This is a genomic window from Streptomyces sp. CNZ301 (genome assembly GCF_004217425.1).
In genome coordinates, this window is the sequence record NZ_SHLG01000001.1 from 2,941,311 (window position 1) to 2,960,983 (window position 19,673).

Here is a 19,673-nt window from a genome sequence, read left to right on the forward strand (position 1 = left end):
TCTTCTCCTCGTGTCCGTGATGGTCACGGCCGCCGGACGGTACCGGCGACGCCGCGGTGATCACCGTACGTCACCTGACGGTGACGTGGTTTCGGTCTGCGGGGCGGGGCGGTGCGGGCCGTGTGCGCAAGCTCGTCGTGTGCCGCACCATGCCCGCGGTGAAGTAGCGGCCGGCCCTGCTGAGTTCGCCGGACGAGCGCAGCACGGCAAGGGCACCGGCGACCTGCTCGCGGTAGTGCTCGGCGCGCGAACGGGCCAGGGCGCGGGCGGCAGGTGTGGCTCCGGCGCGGAGCGCGAGGCGGTGCCACAGGTCGGCCAGTGCGAGATGCGCGTACGTGCCCTGAAGCACCGCGTCGAACGGCCTGGGGTCCGCACGCCACGGCACGCTGTGCACGGCGGCTCCGTCCGCGTGGTGCAGCGGCACGAGGTCGCTGAGCAGGGCCAGCTTGCTGTGCTGCACCTCGTGGACGAGCACGGTGGCCATCTCCTGTGCGGTACCCGGCAATTCGGTGAGCACGGCCAGGGGCGCGGAACGCAGTGTGCCGCTGGAGGTCCCGCTGCCGTCCGGCGGACGCGGCAGCGGAACCAGGGCACGCACCAGCGAGAGGACCTCCGCGCGGCGGGCCGGGTCGGCGGCACCCAGCAGGACCAGTGCACCGTGCCAGCGGGCCGTCCACGCACGGGCACGGTCGCCGTCGGAGCCGCTGCCGGTGATCGGGGGCGTCACAGGGCCGGTGGGGGTGGTGCCCGCGCGGTACGGGTCGAGTTCGTCGACGACGGCGCCCTCTCCCGCCGGCCCCGCGGTGCCGGTGCCCGGGGACAGCGGGCGCAGACCCTGCCAGCCCGCGCCCGCGGCAAGGGTGCAGGGCTTCATCAGCACGGTTCCGTTGCTTCGCCGCCCAGGGGTCAGCCGCAGACTGCGCGGGCCGGCGACGACTCGTACGCGGTCGTCGCGTGCCTGGTACGCGCCGAGCCCCGGGAGCGTCAAGCGCCCCCCGGGGGCCGGCAGCGTCATGCGGAAGCCGGTGCCGGTGTGCAGGGCGACTGCCGCGGCGAGCGCACCGAGGTTGCCGAGGAAGGCGGCGAAGGCTTCGTCCTCGTCGAGGGGGATGCTGAGGCCGTGCAGCAGCCAGTTGCCGACGGACGGGTACGCGAGGGCTTCACGGGCGGCGTGCGGGGCGCGGGTCTCCGCCAGCGCCATCAACTGCCAGTGTTTTTCGAGGCTTTGCCGCACCGAGGGCGGCACTGAGTGCCGGTCTGCCCGGACGAGCAGCGACTTCAGCAGCACCAGCCGGCGGCTGTGCAGGCCGGCCCGTAACAGGCGGAGGTCCGCGGGGGCGGGCCGGCAGCCCGCCAGCGACGCGAGGTTTTCGCGGGGTACGGCGAACGGGGACGTGACAGGCTGCACCGTTCCCCCTCCCCGTCCATGAGAAATGGCGAAATCAGGCCGTTCTGCGCCCGGTTCACCCCTCGGCGGGCACGCAGTGCCGTGCGGATGCGCGGCCGCCCGTGCCGCCGTCCTGCCCCCACCACGTCCCGGTGTACCGGTACGGGCTGCGCAGCACGTCATCGACCGCGGCAAGGACCGCGGGGTCGTCGGCGACCCGCAGAACGTGCAGGTCGACGCCGGTGAGGTCGGGCAGGGGCGGACTTCCCGTGCTGCCGGTGCCCGCGACTGCGGACGCGCCTCGGCCCTGTTTCGGCACGCTGTTCTCCTCCCTGCCGCCTCTCGCGGGAGGTCGGCAACAACAGTGCAGGGTTCTTCCCAAGGGCCTCGCCGGGGAAACGTGCCGGACCGCCGGGCACAGTGCCGTGCCCGCTGGATTTCGGCCTCCGCCTCGACCGTCATCGCGCCTCCAGCGCCGCGATCCGGGCGTGGGTCTCGCGCACCTCTGCCCAGGGGATGCCGTCGGCCAGGTGCCCGGCGAGGTTCTGCCATTCGGCCGCGGCAGCACGGTAGTCCGCGAGTGCTTCGCGGGGGCGGGACATGCGCTCGTGGAGCGCGGCACGTCCCGTCAGGGCACGCGCGACCGCCACCGACGCGGGCGCCGTGCCGGGCGAGGCGGGCGCCGTACCGCGGCCCTGCAGAGCCTCCGTCAGCGACCGGGAGAACGCGTCGTGGGCCGGGTCCGAACCCGCCTGGCCCGGTGCGAAGTTCTGCAATGCCCTGCCGAGCGACAGCCACGCCTCGGCCCGCACCTCGCTCGACGAGCCTTTACGGGCAGCCTGCTCCAGCAGATGGCAGCCCTCGTACAGGTCGGGCCGGAAGCCTTCCCGCTCGAAGCGGTCCACCAGGGCGCCGCCGAGCAGGAGTTGGAGACGGGAGTTGAGCGGCCCGTCCACGGGCACGGTGGCAAGCGCCTCGTGCAGCAGCCCCTCGGCACGTCCGGACGCCGTCTCCGTTCCGCTCTCCAGCAGCATCGTGCCCCACTCGGCGAGGAGTTCGGCCCGTTCGGGACTGTCGCGTCCCGTCAGTGCCTCGGCAGCGGCGAAGGCGGCGCCGGCGGCGTCGACGTCCCCGCCGTCCCGGTGCACGCGTGCCCGCCCGCGCGCGCACCGCAGCCGCAGGCTCTCGTCGTCGCCGGCCGCGGTCTCGGCCCGGTCCAGGTTCGCCAGCCGCTCACCGACGCCGGCCTCGGACCGGCGCAGCGCGGCGCTGCGGTCCAGCAGAGCCCCGCAGAGCCGGCTGTCCTGCCTGCCGCCGGCCGTCATCAGGTCGGCGGCGGCAGCCAGTTCGGCGGCGGCCTCCACGGCGAGGGAGCGCTGCTCGGGACTGCCGTTTCTCTCGGAGCGGCAGATCGCCAGGAGCACCCTGCCCAGCCACAACCGGCGCTCGGCCTCGGCGCCCGGTCCCGCCGCCATGTTGCGCAGCATCGCGGCCGCATCACGCAGGTGGCCCGGGTCGCCCTCCGCCTTCCACAAGTCGTGCTGCACAGCTGCGAGTTCCAGCCTGGTACGCAGCCCCTCGCCCGTCAGCCGGTCCCGGGCCTCCCGCAGCAGCTCCCCGGTGCGGCCCGGGCGGCGCCTCACCGGAGCGGTCAGGGTCATGGCGCGCAGCACCTGCGCGAGTACGAGGCGGGCACGCTCACCCCCCTCGCCAGCTCCCCCTTCGGTGCCCCCGGCGCCTTCCGCCGCCGTCACCGCCGCCTCGGCGTGCCTGCGCGCCTCGTCGAGGAGCCACGGGTCCCCCTCCGCCCGCCAGCGAAGCAGCAGCGCCTCCGCCTGGGAGAACTCGTCCGGTTCGTCCGCGTCGGGCTCGGCGACGTACTGGCGCACCACCCTGGAGGGAATCTGCGCGAACAGCTCGTCCGGGACGTTGTCGGGCGGCAGCGAGTCCAGGTCCGCCTCGGCCCGCGCTTCGGGAACCGTGCCGCTCAGGCGGGCCACGGCGAGGGCGGGGAAGTTGCGGGTCCCCTTGCCGAAGCGCCTGGTGACGTACTCGGAAAGGTGCTTGAGCACCAGCTCGGCCGCGCCCTGGTCGAGGGACCGCAGCAGCAGATCCTGCACTCCGTCCACGAAGTCGTACCGCGGGCCGGGCGAGTCCTCGACGTCCGGCAACCGCTCGAGCAGCCCGCTGAGCAGCACCTCCGCCAGCTCCATGGGCCCCGTGTCGGGGAACATCGCCTCCTGCACGAGCTGGATCACCGGCAGCAGGAGCGGCACCGCCGCCAGATGCACGACGAGGTCGAGCGCGCCGGGGGACGCGGAGGCCCGGAAGGCGCTCAGCAGTTCGCCGGGCGTGGCCGCTCCGGCCACGGCAGGCTCCGGCATGGCGCGGTGACGGGGTCCGACCCAGGCGGCGGCTCCGCGCACCGTCTGCCGACCCTCGCCGCCCAGCAGACGTGCCCAGCTGCCCAACGCGGCGGGCGTGGGCAGCAGTACGGGCACCGGCAGCGCGTCGGGCGCCGGCGGCCGTCCGTAACCGTCGGGCTGGAAGGTGACGGGAGCCCCCTGACCGCTCTCGCGCACCAGCAGCCCCGGTTCGCCCGGCAGCGCCGTGCGCGACCACAGCCGAGGTGGCAGCGGCTGAACCACGGCCAGCGGCGAACCGCTCGCCCACCGGTGCAGCAGCCGCTGGATGCCGCCGTCCTGCCAGAGAGGGCCCACGCAGTCGCTGACGATGAGAGTGAGCCGGCGCCCGGTGGTGTCGCGGTACTGGTCCGCGGGGCGCAGGCGTGTGGCCGAGCGGTCGGGCCCCGTGCCGACGAGCGGCGAGCCGTCGGCGCCACGGTGCAGATGGAGGGCCTGCACATCCCGGAAGGCACCGAGCTGTTCACACGTCTGACGGAGCTTCTCGAAGGTCAGCTGCCACACCGACGTGGTGGCCGAGGCGTCCATCAGCAGCAGTAGCTCGGTGTCGGGCCGCCGCGCGGGAACCATCACCGGACGTACGGCACCGCTGCCGGCGCTCAGTTCGGCGGTCGCCTGTTCGTCCAGCAGACGCGGCAGCGACAGCGGCCGCGGCCGGTAACCGCCCAGAGGGCGCAGGGAACGCTGGAGTCCGAGCAGGCCGGGCAGCGTGCTGGCGGCGGGGGCGCGCACGGGGAAGGCCCGCCCCGGTCGGCCGGTGTGCCGGACCGGCGCGTACAGCGAGACGGGCGCGGAGCTTTCCTCACCGGTGCCGTCTCCGCGGGGCCGGGGCGGGGCCTGCCGTGGAACGGGCGCCCGGTGCGGGTCCGGGGGCGGTTCCCCGGGGCCTGCCGTGTGGTCGGGCGTGGCCGCTTCCGGGGACTCGTCTGCGGGGGCACCGGTCCAGCGGGCCAGCCAGAGCGCGTCGGCCACCTCCTCGGCCGACGGCTCCCAACCCGCCGCGCGCAGCCGGGAGACGAGTTCCCTCAGCTGCGGACCGGCCCGGGACGGGAGCCCCCTCGCGTCCATCGCCCATCACCTCGGGCCACGGTCCAGCGGGCGCAGCAGCAGCTCGGCGAGGCGGCTGCGCGTCACCCGCTCCGCGCCGGCTGCCCGCTGCGTCAGGAACAGGGCGTTGAGGAGCTGGTCGGTGGCGACGACCTGGCCCGGGTCGCGTTGCAGGAAACGCTGGATGTACTCCTGCCCCTCCTCCAGTGCTTCCTCGCCCAGATGGGCGGTGACCATGGCGGTGAGCTGTTCGTCGGTGGGCGGCTTCAGTTCGAGCTGGATGCACCGTCGCAACAGCGCCGCCGGGAAGTCACGTTCGCCGTTGGAGGTGAGGACGATGAAGGGGAAAGTGGTGCAGCGGACGCGCCCGCCGGTCACGGTGGCCTTCTGGCCGTCGTCCGTGAGCACTTCGGTCACCGGCTCACGGTCCGCGCTGCGCTCCAGCTCCGGGATCCTGAACTCGCCGTCCTCGAGCACGTTCAGAAGGTCGTTCGGAAGGTCGATGTCGCTCTTGTCGAGCTCGTCGACGAGCAGGACCCGCGGGAGCCCTTCTTCGCCGTCCGGGTGCGGCAGCAGCGCGGTGCCCAGCGGACCCAGCCTGATGTACGACCCGATGGGGGGCCGTTCGGCACGCTCCCCGTCGACGGCCCTGTCCAGTTGTACGTCCTGGAGGCGGCCGATGGCGTCGTAGTGGTAGAGCCCCTCCTGGAGAGCTGTGCGGCTCACGATGGGCCAGCGCAGCACCCGTCCGAGATTCAGCTCGTACGCGACAGCGTGGGCGAGCGTCGACTTGCCGGTGCCGGGATTGCCCGTGATCAGCAGGGGGCGGCGCAGGTACAGAGCGGCGTTGACTGCCTCGACCTCTTCCGGGCGGGGATGGAGGCTCTCGACCAACTGCCGCTGCACGCCGAGCCGTCGGGCCGCGTCGCCGGAGCCGCCCGAGAGGGTGAAGTCCCTCCAGGGCGGCGGGTCCGGTAACCGCCGCACGCCGTCGTGCGGAAGCCCCGCACCGCGGTAGATCCGCCAATCGCTCACTGTGGGCTCCTCGTGCTCGTCCTTGTCGGGTCGTTGTGGCCGTGTCCGTCGGTCGTGCGCGGGTGCCTGGCTAGGAGCGTTGTGCCGGTTCGCGGAGCGGTTCGTGGCTCCGCGGTCCCTGCGGCGGATCGTAGAGGAGAACGAGCTGTCCGGCCCAGGCCGAATCGGGATGGGAGACGCCGGGGTCCGCATTCCGGTTGCGCAGTTCGCGGACCCGCTGGCGCAGGCTGTCGGGTCCGCCGTCGGGGCCCGCCGATCGGAGCAGTTCGGCGACGCCCGTGTGGAACTCCGCGCAGTCCGTGTGCCGTTCGTCGCAGCGCCGCCACAGGGCCACCGGATAGCCCGCGCCCAACGCCACATCCATCGCGAGCACCGCCGCACCGCTGCCTGCTCGCGCGCAGTGCACGGCCACCGCGTCAGCCGCGGCCATGTTCAGCCGGACGAACGCTGCCTCCCTGCTCTCCGGGGACGCGTGGGAGTGGCCTCGGCCGACGGAGTCCGCGCACAGCGGAACCCGCTCCAGGCGCCCCTTCCTGATGACGCCCCAGCGCTTGTGCCACTCCGAGATGTGCTCCCCCTTCCACCGGTCGTGGTCGCGCAGTGCGACGGTGCGCCGGTAGCCGAGCGGCTGCGTGTGCGGACTGAACCTCTCGTCGGGGGCCGCCACCCTGGCGCGCCACATCTCCACGGGTTCGTCGAACAGCGCACGCGGCAGCCTGAAGTCGACGGCGGCCAGATGGTCGCCGAAGTCGCCCTTGCCCAGGGCATCCGCGAGGGCGGCACGGATGTCCTGCTCCAGTTCGGTACGGGGCACACCGGTCTCGCTCTGCCGCACCGGCGTGACCTGCCCGTCCTCGTGCACGAGCTTGATCCGCCAGGGATGTGTGCCGTAGAGATCGGGGTCGATCTCCACCAGCACGTCGGCGTAAGCGGTGCGCGGGCCCCGGGGTTCCGGGCCCGCCAGGATCTCGTGCACGCGCTCCCGGATGATGCCGTTCGGCAGGCTGACCGCGGCCCTTCTGACCCAGGCCTCCAACTCGCCGACCGGCTCGGCCGGTTGTGCCAGGGCCTTCGCCTCGGGATCGGCGGGCCCGCGCTGCCGCGGCACTGCGGCACCGTGGCGTGCGGAAACCGTCCGGGACACCATGGCCGAGTACAGCACCACCGCGGCCCGTTCCCGGTCGCGGCTGCTCTCGCCGCCGGTGGGCCGGCCGTCGTGCTCGTCGTAGAGCAGCCCGACCCCGTCCCGCCAGCTGCGCGGTGAGTGCACGTCGAGCCAGGGTGCTTCACGGAGCACTCCGCGCAGAGCCTTCTCCACCATCTCCAGCACCTCGCCGCAGCTTCCGGGCGGAGGCAACTCGGCGAAGTGCCCGAAGAGTTCGGCACGGTCATGAGCGTGGAAGCCGCTGACGTACCCCGCCGGGTCCTGTCGCTTCCCCAGGTCGTACTGCTCCCTGGGCCAGCTCCAGCCGAATCGGACGAAGCACTTCAGATGGTGCCGGTCGTGGGCCCGCAGCGCCTCCTGAAGCACCTCCCGCTCCTGCGATCCCGCATCGCAGAACCGGCGCAGCGCGGTGATCGGGGTGGCCCGTGCGCTCGTGCCGTCCCGCGTGCGCCCCTTGATGACTCCGATGACGCTGCCCCGGCCGGGGTCCACCACCGGACCGCCGGAGCATCCCGGCCGCAGACCCGCGCCCTCCAGGGTCATAGCCCCCGTGGCGCAGGAGGCAGCGGCTCCTCCCGGCACCTGGACGGGCTCCAGCGATCCGGGGGTCATCCCCGACGCATAGCCGAACAGCTCCACGCTGGGCGAGCTGAGTGCCGAACGGTCGCTCAACCAGAGGCAGTCGGGGCGGCCGGCATGTGTGGCCTCCGGAACCCGCACCAGAGCGAGGTCGGGGTCGTCCCACGGTGCGGACCCGTCCTCGGCGCCCGTCGGGCCGGGAAGTGCGCAGGCCAGTTGCCCGGTGAGCTTCTCACCCGACTCCAGCGTGATGCCGATGACGCGCTCACCCCTCCACACGGCACCCCTCCCCTTGGCCACCACGTGCGCGCTCGTCAGAAGCCAGCCCGGTGCGATGAAGAAGCCACTGCCCCAGAACTCCCCACGCGGGCCGTCGTCTTCGACGGCATACCCTTCGCCGGGTGCACCAATCCGTACGACAGCTGAGCGCACGGCGCTCCCGACGGCGCTCACGAGACACGCATGGCGCACGGCAGCAGACCGGTTCGTGCTCCCCTGCCCGGCAGCCGGTCAGCCCATGTCCCGGCCCGGCCGCTGAAGACGCCGACCATCGCCACCCCCGTCCCCCGGTTCCTCCTGCCTGAGGCGTATGGGGGACAAGATTACTGTCCTTGCGCCTGGGAATCTGCCCCCTCTTCTCCGTGGTGTTCGGGCCGCTTCCATGTGAGGGTCACGGAGATCGCGCCCTTCACCTCGCCATCGGCGAGCACGGCGACGGCCCTGCCCGGTTTGGCCATGACCTCGATGCCGAACGTGGCGCTCACCTCGTCCGGGCGGGCGGACCGTGCGGCCTCCAGCACGGTCGAACCGACCCCGCTGACAAGTTCGTTGAGCCGTTCGACCCTTCCGCCGAGGCGGTCCGGTGCCGCCATGTCCTCGAACTCGGACTCCACTGCCGCACCGTCCGGGCCGGGCAGCCGCCCCGGCTGCAGGACACGGACGGACGCGAGGACCTTCTCGCCGCCCGGCAGTTCGATCTCCTGGATGCCCCGTTCCACAGGTCCCCCTCCATGCTGGTTCTGCCCGTCTCCAGCTGGTTCTGCCCGTCTCCACGCTGGATCTGCCCGTCGCGCGGGCGGACGGTCTGCCGCCGATAATCTTGGGGCCGCACCGTCCCCCGTTTCCAGGAGCGCTCCTTGTACTTCACCGACCGCGGCATCGAAGAGCTGAGCAGCAGGCGCGGGGAGGAGGAGTTCACCTTCGAGTGGCTGGCGGACCAGCTGCGGACCTTCGTGGACCTCAACCCGGACTTCGAGATCCCCGTCGAGCGTCTGGCGACGTGGCTGGCGCGACTCGACGACGAGGACGAGGACGACGACTGAGCACACGCACACGGCTGAGCCCCGGCACCCCTCCCGGCCCCCTCTCGCCCCTCGCTACCTCTCCCCGTTCTCCCGTGCCCGCAGCGCGAGCGCCAGGAGCGCCGCGTCCTCGGGGCGGCGGATGTCGCGTCCGGTCAGCTCGCAGAGGCGGGTGAAGCGCTGCTGGACGGTGTTGCGGTGGCAGTAGAGCGCCCTCGCGGTCTCCGCGATGGAGCCGCTTCCGGCCAGGTGCACCCGGACGGTGTGCAGCAGCCGTTCCGTCTCGGCGGGCGGCGCCGCGTCGCCCGTCAGGCCGCCGAGCACGTCGTCCGCCAGGTGTGCGGCGAAGTGGCCGGCCCGGTTGACCAGTACGTCCAGCCACGCGTCGGCCAGGCGCAGCGGCCCCGGCGCCGAGTCGGGCAGCGCCCGCACCGCGGCGGTGGCCAACTCGACCGCCCGGGGCACGGATGCGAGGCCGTCCGCCACGGGTGAGACCCCGCACGGCACGCGCTCCAGCCCCGCGAGCACGGTCTCCTCGGTGACGCGCGGCCCCAGTTGGACGACCAGCAGCGCCGCCGAGGAGACCGTCTGCCGCTGGAGCGTGGCACCGGCGGAGCGCAGCGCGGCGGCCGCGCCGTGCAGGCCCTCGCCCGGCCCGGGCCCCGGGGGCGCTGCGGCACACAGGAATCGGCCGGCGGGCACGAAGCCGAGTGCCAGGCCGGCGTCGCGGACCACGGTGGGGTTGCGGCCTCCGCTCTCCAGGAGCCGGTCGAACCACAGCCGCCGCTCGTCCTCGCGCTGCCGCCCCATCTCCAGCACCGTGCGCTGGTAGGCCGTCATGATGCCGGTGACGTGCGCCTCCACCGCCTCCCAGACGTGGTAGGCGGAGGCGACGAGCAGCACCTTGTCCTCGTCGTCGGCGCGGGCGACGAGCGCGGCCCACACGACCCGGAAGTCCAGACGGGCCGCGGCGAGAAGCGAGTCGAGGGGTACGCCCTGGCGGGCCCGCCGCTCGCCGATGCGCTCGGAGATCCCGGCGAGCTGCGCGGGCACGGGCAGTTCGGCGACGGTGCGCAGCAGCAGTTCGAACGCCTGGACCGCGGTCTCGCGGAAGTCGTCGTCGGGGACGGAGTCGGCGTAGTTCTCGCGCAGCGGCCGTACGGTCTCCAGCCAGTCGCCCAGCAGGCTGTCGATGCTCGTGAGGCACTCCACGGCGAGTTCGGCCGCGCGGGGATGCGGGGCGGCGGCCGACGGGTCCGGCTGACTGTGCACATGCACAATTGTGACGCTCAGGTCCGCGATACTTCAACGTTGGTCTTCCGCGCACCGCAAGCAATCCTGGGTCGATCGCTCGCGTCCCCCGACCGCCCGGTCGATCCCGGAGGCTCCGACAGTGCATCTGACCCCTCGCGAGAAGGAACGGCTCCAGCTGTTCACCGTCGCGGAACTCGCGCGCCGGCGCCGCGCCCGCGGCCGCCGCCTCAACGCCCCCGAGGCCATCGCCCTCATCTGCGACGAGGTCCTGGAGGCGGCGTGGGACGGGATGGCCATGGACGAGGTGATCGCGGCCGGGCGTGCGGTCCTCACCGAGGACGACGTGATGGAGGGGGTCGCCGCGATGGTGCCCACCGTCCAGGTCGAGGCGCTCTTCCCGAGCGGCACCGCCCTGGTCGCCGTCGACGCCCCGATCCGGCCGCCCGCGAGCGACGGGAGCACGGACGCGGGCCGGGCCGAGGCCCCGGGTGCCGTCCGTACGGCGCCCGAGCCCGTACGGATCAACGAGGGGCGGCGGACGCTGCGGCTGACCGTGCGGAACACGGGCGACCGCGCCGTGTACGTCTCCTCGCACTATCCGCTCGACGAGACCAACGAGGCACTGCACTTCGACCGCGAGGCGGCCTCCGGCATGCGGCTGGACATCCCCGCGGGCACCGCGCTCGTCTTCGAACCCGGCGGCGAGCGGGAAGTCGAACTGGTGGAGGCACGTCCATGAGCACCCACGTCGAGCGGCGCACCTACAACGCGCTCTACGGCCCGACGACGGGCGACCGGATACGGCTCGGCGACACGGGCCTGTGGGTCGAGGTCGAGACGGACGACGGCACCCCGGGCGACGAACTGCTCGGCGGCTGCGGCAAGACCGTGCGCGACGGGCTGCTCGCCTCGCCGCGCTCGGACCGCGACTCGGCACTCGACATGATCATCACCAACGTGGTGCTGCTCGACCCCCGGCTCGGCGTGCGCAAGACGGACATCGGCGTGAAGGACGGGCGCGTCGTGTCGGTCGGCGGCGCGGGCGGCCACAACACCACGGGTGCCGCCTCCGACGGCTTCGCCGTGGACTCCCACACCTCGATGGTCCCCGGCGAAGGGCTGCTGGCCACGCCTGGCATCGTCGACAGCCATGTGCACCTCTCCTCACCGGAGATCGCACCCGCGGCGCTGTCGGCGGGCGTGACGACGGTCGTCGGCATGGGCCTGGGCGGCATGTGGGAGATCGGCTGCAATCCGGCCCGGAACCTGCACACGCTGATGAGCGCCTGGCGTGGCACGCCGCTCAACGTGGCGTTCCTGGCGCGGGGTTCGTCGAGTTCGCGCACGCTGCTGGACGAGATCGTGCTGGCGGGCGCCGGCGGCTTCAAGATCCACGAGGATTTCGGGGCGACTCCGCGCATCGTCGACACCTGCCTCGGCGCGGCCGAGCAGGCCGATCTGCCGGTGGCCCTGCACACCGACTCGATGAACGAGTCCGGTTATCTGCGCGACACCATCGGGGCGACGCGCGGACGCACCGTGCACGCGTACCACGTGGAGGGCGGAGGCGGTCACCCCGATCTGCTGGAGATCCTCTCCGAGGCGAACATCCTGCCCTCCTCGACGACTCCGACCGTTCCCTACACGGTCAACACCGTCGACGAACTCTTCCCGATGACGATGACCGTCCACCGGCAGAACCACCACATCGAGAGCGACGTGGAGATCTCCAAGGGGCGCATACGGGCTCACGCCATCGCCGCCGAGAACTCGCTCCACGACCTCGGCGCGATCAGCATCGTCAACTCCGACTCGATGGGCATGGGCAGGATCGCCGAGACCGTGCGCCGCACATGGCAGCTCGCCCATCTCCAGGCCGCGCGCTGCGGGGAGAGCGGCGCCGGACACCGCGCGAACGAACGGGTGCTGCGCTACCTGGCGAAGATCACGCTCAACCCGGCGGTGGCGCACGGCATTTCGCACGAGGTCGGCAGCGTGGCACCCGGACAGCTCGCGGACATCGTGCTCTGGCATCCGGCCTGGTTCGGCACCAAGCCCGAACTCGTCATCAAGAGCGGCTTCGTGGCGTGGGGCAACACCGGATCGGGTTCCGGCTCGACGCGGCTGACCCAGCCCCGCACGTACCGCCCGTACTACGGCGCGCTCGGCGACGCGGCCTCACAGCTCGCACGGGTCTTCGTCGGCACGGAGGCCCTGGAGGACAGGAGCGCGCGCAACTCCCTTCCGGGCGGGCTGCGTTACGCGTCCGTGCGGAACAGCCGCGGCCTCTCGCGCGCCGACATGCTGCACAACACGGCGACGCCACGTGTCGAAGTGCCCCGCTCCGCGGGGCCCGTCCTCGTCGACGGCGAACCCGCCGCGACGGAAGCCGCCACCGCAGTCCCCCTGGCCCAGCTGCACCATCTGGCCTGAACGCACCACGGCCCGGCCGTCGGGCGGGCCCGAGACCCCCCGGCGCAGACCCCCGGTACGGGGGCGGGAGAACCGAGAAGAGGAGTACGGAGCACCCACGCATGCGACTTGATCTGATCGTCCGGGACGCGAACATCGTCACCCTGGACGAGGACCGCCCCGCGGCGCGGAACATGGGCGTGCTGCACGGCCGCGTCGTCGGCCTGGACGAGGAGATCGAGGGGCTGCGCGCCCACCGCGTACTGGAGGCCGGCGGCGCCACCGTGGTGCCCGGGTTCAACGACGCCCACTGCCACACCGCCTGGTACGGGCTCACGCTCTCCCAGCTCGACCTGTCCACCGCCCGCTCGCTGGACGAGGTCTACGCCGCGGTCGGCCGCCACGCGCGGACCCTGCCCGAGGGCGCCTGGGTCCTCGGCGCCGGCCTCGACCACCACAGGACCGGCGGCCGCCCCCACCGCGAGGCCCTCGACCGGGCGGCCGGAGGGCGCCCCGTATGGCTCAAGCACAACTCGGGGCACCTGTGTTACGTCAGCACCGAAGTGCTGCGGCGCGCCGGGGCGCTGGACCCCGGATTCGAGGCACCCGTCGGCGGGGTCGTCTCCCGCGACGCGGACGGCCGTCCCGACGGCCTCCTGGAGGAGACCGCGCAACAGCTCGCGCAGGACCAGGTGCTTCCGTACCCGGTCGAGACCGTCGCCGACGCCGTCCAGGCCGCGACCCGCCGCTACCTCGCCGAAGGCATCACCAGCTTCACCGAGGCGGGCATCGGCGGCGGCTGGATCGGGCAGACGCCCGTGGAACTGGCCGCCTACCAACTCGCCCTGGACACCGGGAGACTGAACGCGCGCGCCCAGTTGATGATCGCCTCCGACGTGCTGCACCCGCTGGCCGGGGCACACCCGGGCGACGGCATCACGAGGGGACTCGACCTCGGGCTGCGCACCGGCCTCGGAGACGACCGGCTGTCCATCGGCCCGGTGAAGATCTTCCTGGACGGCTCGCTCCTGGGCCGTACCGCGGCCGTCACGGAACCCTTCTGCGGCTGCGGCCACGCCCCGGGCGCCGGCGACGAGCGGCAGACGGGCTACTTCCAGGAGGACCCCGGCTCGATGACCGGCCTCGTACTGGCCGCGCACCGCGCCGGCTGGAGCGTCGCCGCGCACGCGATCGGCGACCGTGCCGTCGATCTGGCCCTCGACACCTACGAGCGCGCACAGCGCGAACATCCCCGCCCCGACGTGATCCACCGCATCGAGCACGCCGGGATCGTCCGGCCCGAGCAGCTGCGCCGCTTCGCCGAACTCGGCGTCGTACCCGTGCCGCAGCACAACTTCCTCGCGGCCTTCGGCGACGCGATGGCCGCCAACCTCGGCCCGGAACGCACCGGTTGGACGTACCGGCTCCGCTCGTTCCTCGACCTCGGCCTGAGCGTTCCCGGGTCCTCCGACCGGCCCGTAGCCCCCGGTGCGCCGCTGCCCGCCATCGAGGCCATGGTGCGCCGGCTGACCGATTCGGGCGCGCCCTTCGGCCCGGACGAACGTGTGCACGCCGAGAGCGCGCTGCGTGCCTGGACGGTCGGGTCGGCCCGCGCCACGGGCGCCGCGGGCACCAAGGGCCGGCTGCGGCCCGGCATGCTCGCCGACTTCGCCGTGCTCGACGCCGACCCCCTCAAGACGGACGCCGACCGCATCGGCGCCATCAGCGTCCTCGCCACCGCCGTCGGCGGTGACGCCGCCCACGATCCGCACTGTCTGGTCACCGTCCCCGAGGAGACCGCATGAGCACCTCACCTCCCCCTCCCCCGTCCCCGTCTCCCTCCCCGTCCGCACAGACCGCACCTGCCGGGAGGACCGCGAGCACCGCCGACATCAAGCGGCTGCTGTCGGCCGCCTTCATCGGCACCGCGCTCGAGTGGTACGACTACTTCCTCTACGGCACCGCCGCGGCCCTCGTCTTCAACAAGCTCTTCTTCCCGAGCCTCGATCCGGCCGTCGGCACGATCGCCTCGTTCATCACCTTCGCGGTCGGCTTCGTCGCCCGGCCTGTCGGCGCCGCCATATTCGGGCACATCGGAGACCGGTACGGGCGGCGCACGGCCCTGATCATGACCGTCGTGCTGATGGGCGTCACGACCGGCTGCATCGGGCTGCTGCCCGGCTACGGCACCATCGGGATCTGGGCGCCGGCGCTGCTGGCGACGCTCCGGTTCCTGCAGGGCATCTCCGTGGGCGGCGAGTGGAGCGGCGCGATGCTGCTGACGTTGGAGCACACTCCCCGCGAGAAGCACGGCAGTTACTCCGCGGTCCCCCAACTCGGCTCCCCTGTCGGCACGTTGCTCTCCAGCGGCGCCTTCGCGCTGGTGGGGATGCTGCCCGACGCGGCGTTCTACTCCTGGGGCTGGCGGATACCGTTCCTGTTCGCCTTCGTGCTGCTCTTCGTCGCCCTGTACATGCGGCTGCGGATCGAGGAGTCCCCCGTCTTCCGGGCGATGATGGCCGAGAGCGAGAAGAACGGACCGCCGCCCGCCCCCCTGGTCGAGGCCTTCCGCCGCACCTGGGGACGCATCCTCATCGGGATCGCCGCCGCGTTCCTCGGCATCGGCGGCTTCTTCCTGCTGACGACCTTCATCATCTCCTACGGCACCGAACAGCTCGGTTTGGACAAGTCGGTGATGCTCAACGCGACGCTCGTCGGTGCGGTCGTCGAGATCGGCGTGCTCGTGGCGGGCGGCCGGATCGCCAACCGGGTGGGCCCGTGGAAGGTGTGCGTGGTGGGCGGCATCGTCTCCGTGCTCGCGGCCTTCCCCACGTTCTGGCTCGTCGACACGAAGAGCACACCGCTCGTCGTGCTCGGTGTCGCGCTGGGCATCGGCGCCATATCCATCCCGTACGCCCCGATCGGTGCCGTCGTCTCCGGGATGTTCCCCGAGAACTTCCGCTACAGCGCCGTCGCCATGTCGTACAACCTGGCGGGCGTGCTGTCCGGCTTCGTCCCGCTGGCGGCCGCCTCGCTGCTGGGGCTGTCCGGCGGCACCTCGTGGAGCGCGGCGCTGCTGCTGATCCTCATCGCCGCGTGCACCGCGGTCGGCTCGTATCTCGCCGGTCCGCAGCTGGAGCGGCGTCTGGGCCACGACCCGAGCAAGCAGCACGAGACGTCGAAGGCCATCGCGTGACACAGGGACAACAGCAGCAGGAACAGATGCAGCAGGAAGAACAACTCCCGCGCACCGGCGGGCGGATACTCGTCGACCAGCTCGCGGCGCACGGCGTCGGAACGGTCTTCGGGGTGCCGGGCGAGAGCTATCTCGAGGTCCTGGACGCACTGCACGACTCCTCCGTGCGGATGGTCGTGTGCCGCCAGGAAGGCGGCGCCGCGTACATGGCCGAGGCCACGGGCAAGCTCACCGGCCGGCCCGGCGTCTGCTTCACCACCCGCGGCCCCGGCGCGGCCAACGCACTGGTGGCACTGCACACCGCCGACCAGGACGCGACGCCCCTGGTCCTCTTCGTCGGCCTGGTGCCGCGCGGCCATACCGGCCGCGCCGGATTCCAGGAGTTCGATCTGCGCGGCACGTTCGGCGCGCACGCCAAGCTCGTGGAGACGGCCGACGAGGCGGCGCGCCTCCCGGAGATCACGGCCCGTGCCTTCGCCGTCGCGGCGGGCGGCAGACCCGGGCCGGTGGTCGTCGGGCTGCCGGAGGACATGCTCACCGACACGGCGTACGTGGCGGACGCACAACCGCTCCCGGTGCCCGAAGGCGCGGTCTCCCCGGATCAACTCGACTCGCTGGAAGCGCTGTTGGCGCAGGCCGTCCGTCCGCTCGTGGTGCTGGGCGGCAGCCGGTGGACCGAGGACGCACGCAGGGACGTGCGGGCCTGGGCCGAGGCGTGGTCGCTGCCGGTGGCCGTCGACTTCCGCTGCCAGGACCTGATTCCCGGGGACAGCGACATCTTCGCGGGGAATCTGGGCTACGGACGCTCCACCGCACTCGCCGAACGGCTCGGCTCGGCCGACCTGCTGATCTGTGTCGGCGCCGCCCCCGGCGACGTCACCACCGACGGCTACACGCGGCTGGACCGGCCGGAGGAACCGGAACCTGGTGTCTCCCGGCGGATCGTGCATGTGCTTCCAGACTGGCCGCCGCCCGGCGCCTGGCACCGCTGCGACCTCACAGTCCTCGCCTCACCGGCCGCGTTCGCCAGGGCCGTCGCGGGGCTCCGGCCCGCCGGGCCCGTCGCCTGGGCAGAGACCACCCGGGCGGACCGCGCCGCGCATATGGAGTTCCGCCGCCCGCTGCACGACCCCGAACCCCTCGATCTCGGGGCCGTGTTCGCGACGCTCGACGCGCGGCTCGACGCGGACGCCGTCGTCACGTTCGGCGCCGGCAACTACGCGCTCTGGGCGCAGCGTTTCCTCACCTACCGGGACGGCATGCGCCAACTCGCCCCCCGCAACGGCTCGATGGGATACGGCCTCCCCGCGGGCGTGGCCGCCGCCGTCACGATGCCCGGACGTCAGGTCGTCACCTTCGCGGGCGACGGCTGCTTCCTGATGAACGGCCAGGAGCTCTCCACCGGCCTCGCCGAGGGGGCGGCACCGCTGATCGTCGTCGTCGACAACGGCACCTACGGGACGATCCGCAAGCACCAGGAACTCGCCCACCCCGGGCGGGTCAGCGGTACCGACCTGGTCAATCCGGACTTCGCCGCGTACGCCCGTGCGTTCGGCGCCCACGGCGAAACGGTCTGCGCCACCGAGGAGTTCGCTTCGGCCCTGGAGCGCGCTCTCGTCAACTGCCGGGCGGGAAGGGCCGCGTTGATCGCCCTGCGTCCTTCCGAGGGCCGTCTCGCCCCCGGCATGACGGTCGCCTCCCTCCGCGAACAGGCCGCCCGGGAGGCCGGCGGGCCCCGGTGACCCCGTCCCGGAAGCGACCGGGCACCCTGACGGCAGGCGGGGCGGAGCTCGTGCGCACGCGTGCTTGCCTCCCGGCCCACACACGACATATCGTGTTCCTCGGTGAACGCGATATGTCGCTGTCTGCCGTTGCCTCCGGTGACGGGCCGCGGCGTCGTTCGCGCTCACCGCCGCCGTACGCCTACCCGGGAGGCCGCCGTGCCCGCCGAACGCTCCTCTTGGTCGATCTCCGAGCCGCAGACCCTCCGGATCGACGAGCCCATCGAATCGCTCCAGGTACGCATCGTGGGCGGCAGCGTCAACATCGTCGGCACCGGCGAGCCCGGCGCCCGCGTCGAGATCGGAGAGGTGGAGGGCCCACCGCTCACCGTGACGCGCAAGGGCGGCTCACTGGTCGTCGCCTACGAAGACGTGCCCTGGCAGGGCTTCCTCAAGTGGCTGGACCGCAAGGGATGGAACCGCCACGCGGTCGTCTCGGTCTCCGTGCCAGCACAGGCAAGGCTCTCCGTCGGCGTCGTCGGAGCGAGCGCCTTCGTCTCCGGCGTCACGGGCCGTACGGACGTGCGCGGAGTCAGTGGCGACACCACCCTCGTCGGGATCGGCGGACCGGTCCGCGCCGAGACCGTCTCCGGCAACGTCGAGACCCAGGGCCTCACCGGAAGCGTCGGCTTCAACTCCGTCTCCGGCGACCTGACAGTCATCGACGGCCGCCCCGCCGTCAGGGCCGACTCGGTCAGCGGCTCCATGATCCTCGACCTGGACACCGCCGGTGGCAACGCGGAGACGGACATCGCGCTGGGCACGGTCTCCGGCGAGGTCGCCCTCCGGCTGTCGGACCCCGTGGACGCCACCGTGGAGGTGAGCACCGCGAGCGGCGGCGTCTCCAGCGCCTTCGACGAACTGCAGGTCGAGGGGCAGTGGGGCGCGAAGAAGGTGAAGGGCAGGCTCGGCACCGGCGGCGGCCGGCTGCGGGCCAGCAGCGTCTCGGGCTCCATCGCCCTTCTGCGGCGCGCGGCACCCCTCCACGACGACGAGGACCTCCTCCTCAGCAAGGACGTCTGACATGCCTCCCGTCTTCGCTCACGGCCGACTGCGCCTGTACCTGCTCAAGCTCCTCGACGAGGCGCCGCGCCACGGCTACGAGGTGATCCGGCTGCTGGAGGAGCGCTTCCAGGGCCTGTACGCGCCGTCGGCCGGCACCGTCTACCCGCGCCTTGCCAAGCTGGAGGGCGAGGGCCTGGTCAGTCACGCCACCGAGGGCGGCGGCCGCAAGGTCTACTCGATCACCAAGGCAGGCCGTGCCGAACTGGCCGACCGCGAGGATGAGTTGGCGGAGCTGGAGGTCGAGATCAGCGAATCCCTGACCTCCCTGGCAGCCGACATCCGCGAGGACGTCAGCGGCTCCGCCCGCGACCTGCGGCGCGAGATGCGCGAACAGGCCCGCCGCACCCGTACGGACGGAACGGGCATGCCCTCGGGTGCCTGGCCGGGCATGACCGAGAAGGAGGCCTGGCAGCAGGCCAAGGAGGAGATGAAGCGGGCCAAGGAGGAGTGGAAGGAACAGGCCCGCCGCGCCAAGAGGGAGACCCAGCAGGCCAAACGGCAGGCGAAGGAGGCCCAGGCGCGCGCAGCCGCCGTGGAGGAGGTGCAGCGCATCGCCCGGCAGGTGCAGGAGCAGGTCCAGTCACGGGCGAAGTCCGGTGACTGGCCGGGCGCCGTGCGCGACGGCATGTCCGAACTTGCCCGTGAAATGGGCAACTTGGGCCGCATCACGGAGCACACCACGGCCTGGTTCCCCAACCTGCGGCAGGAGCCGTCCGCCGGCGCCGGGACGCCCGGACCCGCATGGGCGAAGGAAGAGGAGACCCCGAGCGACGACCCCGGACGGGAGCTGGAACGCCTCCTCGACCACTTCCGGGACGACGTGCGGGACGCGGCGCGCGATCACGGCGTGACCGAGCAGCAGCTGCGCGAGGCGCGCCGTCACCTCTCGGCCGGGGCGGCCCACATGGTCGCCCTGCTGCGCGACCCCGAAGGCCACGTGGAACGGGACGGCGGTGGCTGAACCGATGGGACCCGGCCGCCGGCCGGGCCTCAGAACTGCCCGGTGTCCAGCTCGAACCCCAGCGGGT

Annotated in this window: 15 protein-coding genes; 8 read left to right on the plus strand and 7 right to left on the minus strand. The window is 72.7% G+C overall.

The window, feature by feature from the left end:
* Positions 1 to 70: 70 nt before the first annotated feature.
* From EV375_RS12535 to EV375_RS12560, 6 genes are all read right to left on the minus strand, one after another.
* A complete protein-coding gene (locus EV375_RS12535) occupies positions 71 to 1,408 on the minus strand; it encodes an aKG-HExxH-type peptide beta-hydroxylase (protein ID WP_165434723.1) in 1,338 nt (445 codons plus the stop codon).
* Between the two features lie 55 nt (positions 1,409 to 1,463).
* A complete protein-coding gene (locus tag EV375_RS12540) occupies positions 1,464 to 1,706 on the minus strand; it encodes a hypothetical protein (protein WP_130299512.1) in 243 nt (80 codons plus the stop codon).
* Positions 1,707 to 1,845: 139 nt separating this feature from the next.
* Entirely contained in the window at positions 1,846 to 4,878 is a 3,033-nt protein-coding gene (locus EV375_RS12545) for an SAV_2336 N-terminal domain-related protein (RefSeq protein WP_130299513.1), read from the minus strand.
* A gap of 6 nt (positions 4,879 to 4,884) precedes the next feature.
* Complete coding sequence (locus EV375_RS12550; protein ID WP_130299514.1) at positions 4,885 to 5,892, minus strand: AAA family ATPase; 1,008 nt, start codon at positions 5,890 to 5,892, stop codon at positions 4,885 to 4,887.
* 70 nt (positions 5,893 to 5,962) lie between these two features.
* On the minus strand, positions 5,963 to 8,089 hold the full coding sequence (locus EV375_RS12555) for a VMAP-C domain-containing protein (RefSeq protein WP_165434724.1): 2,127 nt from the start codon (positions 8,087 to 8,089) through the stop codon (positions 5,963 to 5,965).
* Between the two features lie 149 nt (positions 8,090 to 8,238).
* Positions 8,239 to 8,634 carry a CU044_2847 family protein gene (locus EV375_RS12560; protein WP_130299516.1) on the minus strand — a complete coding sequence of 132 codons (396 nt, stop codon included), beginning with the start codon at positions 8,632 to 8,634 and terminating at the stop codon, positions 8,239 to 8,241.
* A gap of 138 nt (positions 8,635 to 8,772) precedes the next feature.
* Here EV375_RS12560 and EV375_RS12565 point away from each other — a divergent pair, with 138 nt between their 5' ends.
* A complete protein-coding gene (locus EV375_RS12565) occupies positions 8,773 to 8,958 on the plus strand; it encodes a DUF6104 family protein (RefSeq protein WP_130299517.1) in 186 nt (61 codons plus the stop codon).
* A gap of 54 nt (positions 8,959 to 9,012) precedes the next feature.
* On the opposite strand, the gene EV375_RS12570 is transcribed toward EV375_RS12565, so the two are convergent.
* Complete coding sequence (locus EV375_RS12570; RefSeq protein WP_130299518.1) at positions 9,013 to 10,209, minus strand: helix-turn-helix domain-containing protein; 1,197 nt, start codon at positions 10,207 to 10,209, stop codon at positions 9,013 to 9,015.
* Positions 10,210 to 10,330: 121 nt separating this feature from the next.
* Between EV375_RS12570 and EV375_RS12575 the strand changes: the two genes are divergently transcribed.
* The 7 genes from EV375_RS12575 to EV375_RS12605 all read left to right on the plus strand — a co-directional run bounded on the left by EV375_RS12575 (position 10,331) and on the right by EV375_RS12605 (position 19,606).
* The gene (locus tag EV375_RS12575; protein ID WP_130299519.1) at positions 10,331 to 10,930 is read left to right on the plus strand and encodes an urease subunit gamma; all 600 of its coding nucleotides are present in this window, start codon (positions 10,331 to 10,333) and stop codon (positions 10,928 to 10,930) included.
* Complete coding sequence (locus EV375_RS12580) at positions 10,927 to 12,624, plus strand: urease subunit alpha (protein ID WP_130299520.1); 1,698 nt, start codon at positions 10,927 to 10,929, stop codon at positions 12,622 to 12,624. Before EV375_RS12575 ends, EV375_RS12580 begins: the two co-directional genes overlap by 4 nt.
* Before the next feature lie 101 nt (positions 12,625 to 12,725).
* Complete coding sequence (locus EV375_RS12585; RefSeq protein ID WP_130299521.1) at positions 12,726 to 14,408, plus strand: amidohydrolase; 1,683 nt, start codon at positions 12,726 to 12,728, stop codon at positions 14,406 to 14,408.
* Positions 14,405 to 15,799: an MFS transporter gene (locus EV375_RS12590; RefSeq protein WP_130299522.1), complete on the plus strand. Its 1,395-nt coding sequence runs from the start codon at positions 14,405 to 14,407 to the stop codon at positions 15,797 to 15,799. Before EV375_RS12585 ends, EV375_RS12590 begins: the two co-directional genes overlap by 4 nt.
* Positions 15,796 to 17,541: a thiamine pyrophosphate-binding protein gene (locus tag EV375_RS12595; RefSeq protein WP_207228088.1), complete on the plus strand. Its 1,746-nt coding sequence runs from the start codon at positions 15,796 to 15,798 to the stop codon at positions 17,539 to 17,541. Before EV375_RS12590 ends, EV375_RS12595 begins: the two co-directional genes overlap by 4 nt.
* Before the next feature lie 198 nt (positions 17,542 to 17,739).
* On the plus strand, positions 17,740 to 18,603 hold the full coding sequence (locus EV375_RS12600) for a hypothetical protein (protein ID WP_130299523.1): 864 nt from the start codon (positions 17,740 to 17,742) through the stop codon (positions 18,601 to 18,603).
* Between the two features lies 1 nt (position 18,604).
* Positions 18,605 to 19,606: a PadR family transcriptional regulator gene (locus EV375_RS12605; RefSeq protein WP_130299524.1), complete on the plus strand. Its 1,002-nt coding sequence runs from the start codon at positions 18,605 to 18,607 to the stop codon at positions 19,604 to 19,606.
* Positions 19,607 to 19,673 lie beyond the last annotated feature (67 nt).

What these genes read in the sequence shown, in the direction of transcription:
- EV375_RS12605 (WP_130299524.1), top strand. Translation starts at nt 18,605, where the DNA reads ATGCCTCCCGTCTTCGCTCACGGCCGACTGCGCCTGTACCTGCTCAAG.
- EV375_RS12585 (WP_130299521.1), top strand. Translation starts at nt 12,726, where the DNA reads ATGCGACTTGATCTGATCGTCCGGGACGCGAACATCGTCACCCTGGAC.
- EV375_RS12545 (WP_130299513.1), bottom strand. Translation starts at nt 4,878, where the DNA reads ATGGACGCGAGGGGGCTCCCGTCCCGGGCCGGTCCGCAGCTGAGGGAA.
- EV375_RS12590 (WP_130299522.1), top strand. Translation starts at nt 14,405, where the DNA reads ATGAGCACCTCACCTCCCCCTCCCCCGTCCCCGTCTCCCTCCCCGTCC.
- EV375_RS12580 (WP_130299520.1), top strand. Translation starts at nt 10,927, where the DNA reads ATGAGCACCCACGTCGAGCGGCGCACCTACAACGCGCTCTACGGCCCG.